Source organism: Kitasatospora sp. MY 5-36 (genome assembly GCF_001182915.1).
In the GTDB taxonomy this organism is placed as follows: domain Bacteria; phylum Actinomycetota; class Actinomycetes; order Streptomycetales; family Streptomycetaceae; genus Kitasatospora.
The window spans coordinates 1-5,441 of record NZ_LFVW01000716.1; the positions used below are offsets into that span (position 1 = coordinate 1).

6 protein-coding genes are annotated in these 5,441 nt (G+C 73.4%); all 6 read right to left on the bottom strand.

What is annotated here, in order from left to right; genetic code table 11:
- Window positions 1-163: 163 nt before the first annotated feature.
- Complete coding sequence (locus AE652_RS34290) at window positions 164-595, bottom strand: SHOCT domain-containing protein (protein ID WP_049658799.1); 432 nt, start codon at window positions 593-595, stop codon at window positions 164-166.
- A 98-nt stretch (window positions 596-693) separates the two neighbouring features.
- Window positions 694-1,278, bottom strand: coding sequence for an NUDIX hydrolase (locus AE652_RS34295; protein WP_082346158.1), 585 nt, complete (start codon window positions 1,276-1,278; stop codon window positions 694-696).
- Window positions 1,278-2,435, bottom strand: a complete 1,158-nt coding sequence (locus tag AE652_RS34300; RefSeq protein WP_049658800.1) for a type III polyketide synthase — start codon at window positions 2,433-2,435, stop codon at window positions 1,278-1,280. Before AE652_RS34300 ends, AE652_RS34295 begins: the two co-directional genes overlap by 1 nt.
- Window positions 2,436-2,561: 126 nt before the next feature.
- The gene (locus AE652_RS34305) at window positions 2,562-3,770 is read right to left on the bottom strand and encodes a cytochrome P450 (RefSeq protein WP_049658807.1); all 1,209 of its coding nucleotides are present in this window, start codon (window positions 3,768-3,770) and stop codon (window positions 2,562-2,564) included.
- 189 nt (window positions 3,771-3,959) lie between these two features.
- Window positions 3,960-4,658 (bottom strand): response regulator transcription factor, encoded by a 699-nt coding sequence (locus AE652_RS34310; RefSeq protein ID WP_255357472.1) that lies wholly within the window; start codon window positions 4,656-4,658, stop codon window positions 3,960-3,962.
- 11 nt (window positions 4,659-4,669) lie between these two features.
- A partial coding sequence (locus AE652_RS34315; RefSeq protein WP_049658802.1) for a sensor histidine kinase occupies window positions 4,670-5,441 on the bottom strand: 772 nt, incomplete at its 5' end.

A 5,441-nucleotide genomic window follows, 5' to 3' on the forward strand; every position in this document is an offset into this window, starting at 1 on the left:
CCGCGCGGGCCTGACCGGCGGCGACGGTGGCCGCGGCGACCGGCGCTCCGGGCGGCGCTGAGCGGCTGAGCGGAGCCGAACCGGCACCCGGAACCCGACAGCGGCAGCGGCCGGGGCCGGTGGACGTCACGGTGCGTCCACCGGCCCCGGCCGTCCGTGCGGGTCAGGCCAGGAGCTTGTCCTTGGCCTTCTGGTACTCCTCGTCGGAGATGGCGCCCTTCTCCTTCAGGTCCGCCAGTTTCGCCAGGTCGTCGACGTGGCTGCCGCCACCGCCTCCGCCGCCCGCCGGTGCCGTTCCGGCGGCGTCCCGGATGTAGGACTTGAACGCGGCCTCGGACCGCTCCGCCTGTTCGACGTCCCGCTTGCCCATCGACTGCCCGCGGGCGATCAGGTAGGCGAGGACGCCGATCAGCGGCAGGATGATCACCAGGACCAGCCAGCCGGCCTTGGCCCAGCCGCCGAGGTCGTGGCTGCGGAAGATGTCCGTGATGATCTTGAACAGCAGGAAGAACCAGAGGATCCAGAGGAACAGCTCCAGCATCGTCCAGAAGATGTGGAGTGCCGGGTAGTCCACGGCCAGCAGTTTGGTGTCCATGGCCGAGTCATATCACCGCAAAACGGACATGGCCTGCTGCTGTTCGGCTGTTCCGGTGGTCTTCCGTCCCAGTGGGAATATCCCGGCGGGGAGCGGTTTCAGCCCAGCCCGGCCCGTCGGCGCAGCTCCACCGCCAGCGCGACCAGCTCGCCCCACCAGGCGTCGTGCCCGGCCAGCAGCAGCCGCTGGGCCTCCGCGGGCGGCACCGGACGGACCTCGACCACCTGCTCGCCGTCCGCCGGGTTGGTCGGCGCGGAGTCCAGCGCGACCTCGCCCCAGCCCCACAGCCAGGCCTTCTCCGGGTGCGGCTGCCACGGCCGGTACGGCACCGGGTCCTCGGTGCGGCAGCGGTGCGCGCCCAGCCAGTGCGGCTCGCCGAGCAGCCGGGCGCCCGCCTCCTCGCGCAGCTCCCGGGCCAGGCAGTCGACGATGCCCTCGTCCTGCTCCCGGGTGCCGCCGGGCAGGAACCAGTGGTCCCGGTCGTCCCGGCAGAGCACGACCTGACCGTCCGCGAAGCCGACCAGGTGGATGTTGGTGACCAGGGCGTCCGGCGGCGGCTCGGTGGAGAACTGCGCGTCGAAGCGGCCCCAGCTCCAGTACTGCGGCGCGTGCAACGCCGGGAACAGGGCGGCGAGTTCGGCTGATCTGGCAGAGGTGTCGGTGCGCTCCGTGGTATCGGTCATCAGGAGATCGTAGTGCCGGTCGGGAAACGGCGGGGGACGGTCGGATGGACGAGCGCGATGTCGGAGGTGGAGATGGCGCGCGGCCGGCGCGGACGCGCCCCTTCGGCCGGTGCGCCGACCCAACTGCCCAGCGAGATCTCGGCGGTGATGCCCGGTCCGAAGCCCGCGATCAGCCCGGTGGTGCCCTCGGGCACGCCGCCGTCGGCGAACAGCCGGGCCAGGGCGTCGAAGACGACGGCGCTGGCGATGTTGCCGCGCTCGGTGAGCGTCGCCCGGCTGTAGCGGAAGGTGGCCGGCTCCAGGTTGAGGAAGCGGCACAGGTCGTCCAGGATGCGCGGGCCGCCCGCGTGCACGATGTAGAAGCCGAGCCCGGAGACGTCCCAGCCGTGCTCCCCGGCCAGGCCGCGCAGCGCGGGCGCGAGCAGCTCCATGGTGCCGGGCACCCGCCGGTCCAGCTGGAAGTGGAAGCCGGTGTCCTTCACCCCGTACGAGATCCAGTCCTCGGTGTGCGGGACGAGGTGCGAGCCGTTGCGCTCGACCTGGACGCCGTGCCCGCCGTTCCCGCGCATCACCACGGCGGCGACCGCGTCGCCGAACAGCCCGTTGGAGAGCAGCGAGCCGACGTCGAGGTCGGTCGGCTGGTAGCAGAGCGAGCAGAACTCGCAGGCGACGATCAGCACGTTGGCGCCCGGGTAGGCGCGGCAGAAGTCGTGCGCCCGGTTGACGGCGGCGCCGCCGGCCGCGCAGCCGAGCTGGGCGATCGGCACCTGGCGGGTGTCGGAGCGGAAGCCCATGGTGTTGATCAGCCAGGCGGTCATCGACGGCATCATGAAGCCGGTGCAGGACACGTAGACGATCAGGTCGATGTCCCGGGCGGTCAACTCGCCGTGGGCGAGGGCGCGTTCGACCACCTCGGGGACGCGCCGCTTGGCCTCGCGCTCGTACACCTCGTTGCGGACGGTGAAGCCCGGGTGGGCGAGGGTCCGCTCGATCGGCTGGACCAGGTGCCGGGTGCGCACCCCGGTGTTCTCGATCAGCCGTAGTGCCAGGCCGAGTCGGGGGTGGCCGGCGTGCAGGGTGCGGGCCAGGGCGAGGGTCTCGTCGAGGGTGATGACGTGCTCGGGTACGGCGATGGCGGGGCGGCAGAGTGTTGCCATGGGTACGGGTCTCCCCTGGGGGCCTGGTGGCAGGCATGGTGGATGCGTGGAGCGGTGCGGACGCCGCGGCGGCCGGGGGCGGCGGCGGGTGGTGGTGACGGGTGGCGGCGGCAGGCGGGGAGTCGGCTACCAGGCCACCGGCAGGGTGCGCGGGAAGCGCCAGATCGAGCCGGAGTTCCAGTCGAGTTCGGACGGCTCGACGGCCAGCCGCAGGCCGGGGAAGCGGCGCAGCAGGGTGCCGATGGCGACCTGCAGCTCCATCAGGGCCAGGTGCGAGCCGAGGCAGCGGTGCTGGCCGTACCCGAAGGTCATGTTGACGGGCCCGGCGTCGCGGTCGAGGTCGAGTTCGTCGGGGCGCTCGTAGGCCGCCGGGTCCCGGTTGGCGGTCAGGTAGGAGACGTGCACGGCCTCGCCGGCCCGGATCAGCACGCCGCCCAGTTCGACGTCCTCGGTGGCGACCCGGGCGATGCCGACGCCCTGGCGGAACGGGATGAAGCGCAGCAGCTCCTCCAGGGCGCGGGGCAGCGTCTCGGGCCGGGCGCGCAGCTTGGCGAGCTGCTCGGGGTGGGTGAGCAGGGTGTAGGTGAGGTTGCCGAGCTGGTAGGTGCTGGTGTCGTGGCCGGTGACCAGCAGGACCATCGCCATGACGGTCAGCTCGTCCGGGTCCAGCAGTTCGTCGCCGTCGCGGGCGGTGGCCAGGGCGCTGATCAGGTCCTCGCCGGGGTGGGCGCGGCGCTCGGCCGTCAGCCCGGTGAAGTAGTCGCGCAGCGCGCTCTTGGCGGCCTCCTGGCCGTCCCGGCTGCCGGGGCCCATCCGCATCATCGCCACGGCGTGGCCGCGCAGTTCGGCGCGGTCGGCGGCGGGGATGCCGAGCAGTTCGCAGATGGTGGTGAGGGGGAGGCGGCCGGCCAGGAAGTGCATCAGGTCGGCGGGGGCGCCGTGCTCGGTCATCTCGTCGAAGTAGCCGTCGACGGTCCGCTGGGTGGCCGGGCGCATCCGTTCGACCTGGCGGTTGGTGAAGCCCTGGGCGACGAGCCGGCGCAGCCGGTTGTGGGCGGGCGGGTCCATCAGGTTGATCGCCTCGGCCTGGGCGATCGGGGCGGGCGTCATCCGGGGCAGGTCGCGGCCGATGCCGGCGGCGCGGCTGAACCGGCGGTCGCTGGTGACCACCTTGACGTCCTCGTAGCGGGTGGCCAGCCAGGCCTCGCCCTCGCCGTGCGGCAGCCGGATCCTGGCGACCGGGGCCTCGGTGAGCAGTCGCTTCAGGAGGGGGTCGAACTCCAGGCCGTCGGTGTGGTGGAAGGGGCAGTCCCACACGGGGGCGGTGGTGGTCACGGGCCGGTCCAAGTGTTCTCGTCATGCCGGGGGGTGGCGCCCGAGGTGGTGGTCACGTTCGGGCGTGGACATGCAGATGGTGCCCCATGAACTGGCAAAAAGGAGAACGTGGTGAAGAGAGTTAACTCCAAGGAGTGAGATTGGGCTGATAGTCATGCCAATCAGCATGAGGTCAAGGGAAGTTGACGTTCAGTCGGCGCCGCCCGGCGCGACCAGCCCGGTCTCGTAGGCGAGCACCACCGCCTGCGCCCGGTCCCGCAGGTTCAGCTTGGCGAAGATCCGGGCCACGTGGGTCTTCACCGTCGACTCGCTGAGCGTCAGCTCGCGCGCCAGCTCGGTGTTGGACAGCCCGCGCCCGAGCAGCGCCAGCACCTCCGCCTCGCGCGGGGTGAGCGGCGCGAGGTCGCGGTGCAGCGCCGGGCCGTCGGCGCCCGGGGCCGGGCGCGGGGCGCCGGCCGCGAACCGCTCGACCAGGCGCCGGGTGATCGAGGGGGCGAGCAGCGCGTCCCCGGTGTCCACCAGCCGTACGGCGGCGGCGAGGTGGGCGGAGGTGACGTCCTTGAGCAGGAAGCCGCTGGCCCCGGCGGACAGCGCGGCGTAGACGTAGTGGTCCAGGTCGAAGGTGGTCAGCATGATCACCCGGCAGCCGGGCACCTGGGCCAGGATGCGCCGGGCGGCCTCCAGGCCGTCCGTGCCGGGCATCCGGATGTCCAGCAGCGCCACGTCCGGGCGGTGCAGGACGGCGGCGGCCACCGCCTCGGCGCCGTCCGAGGCCTCGGCGACCACGTCGATGCCGCGCGCGGTGAGGATCATCCGGAAGCCGGTGCGGACCAGCTCCTGGTCATCGGCGATCACCACCCGGGGGCGGCGCTCCTGGTCCTGGGGCACGTTCTCCTCCGTCACGGCCGGTCCAGCGGGATGCGGGCGCGGACCCGGAAGCCGCCGCCGAGCCGGCGCCGGGCGTCCAGGTCCCCGCCGTACACCGCGACGCGCTCGCGCAGGCCGATCAGCCCGCGCCCGGCGCCGTCCGGCCTGGGCCCGTCCGGTGCGGCTCGTCCCCCTGACGCGGCGGCCGCCCCGGAGAGCACGCTCGGACCGCTGTTGAGCACCTCCACCCGCAGGGAGTGGTCCGCGTAGCGCACCGTCACCTCCGCCGTCACCCCGTCCCCGTGCTTGAGCGCATTGGTCAGCGCCTCCTGGATGATCCGGTACGCCGTCACGTCGATCCCGCCCGGCAGCGGCCTCGGCTCGCCCGAGACCCGCACCTCGACCGGCAGCCCGGCGAAGGCGAACCGGTCGATCAGCGGGCTCAGCCGGCTCAGGCTGGGCTGCGGCGCGAAGCCGTCCGGCGCGGGCTCCTCGCTGCCGTCCGCGGCGGGGGCCAGCAGGCCGAGCAGGTGCCGCAGCTCGGTCATCGTGTCCCGCCCGGCCGCCTCGACCGCGGCCATCGCGGCCGCCGCCTCCGCGGGCATGGTGGCCAGCACCTCGCGCGCGGCCCCGGCCTGCACCACCATCAGGCTCACGTTGTGGCTCACGATGTCGTGCAACTCGGCGGCGATCCGGGACCGTTCGGCCTCCACGGCGGTCCGGGCGGCGCTCTCCCGCTCCCGTTCCAGCAGCCAGCCGCGCTCGCCGATGGCCGCCCGGTGCAGCCGCCGCGCCCGGGCGAGC

What these genes read in the sequence shown, in the direction of transcription:
- AE652_RS34290 (WP_049658799.1), bottom strand. Translation starts at nt 595, where the DNA reads ATGGACACCAAACTGCTGGCCGTGGACTACCCGGCACTCCACATCTTC.
- AE652_RS34295 (WP_082346158.1), bottom strand. Translation starts at nt 1,278, where the DNA reads ATGACCGATACCACGGAGCGCACCGACACCTCTGCCAGATCAGCCGAA.
- AE652_RS34300 (WP_049658800.1), bottom strand. Translation starts at nt 2,435, where the DNA reads ATGGCAACACTCTGCCGCCCCGCCATCGCCGTACCCGAGCACGTCATC.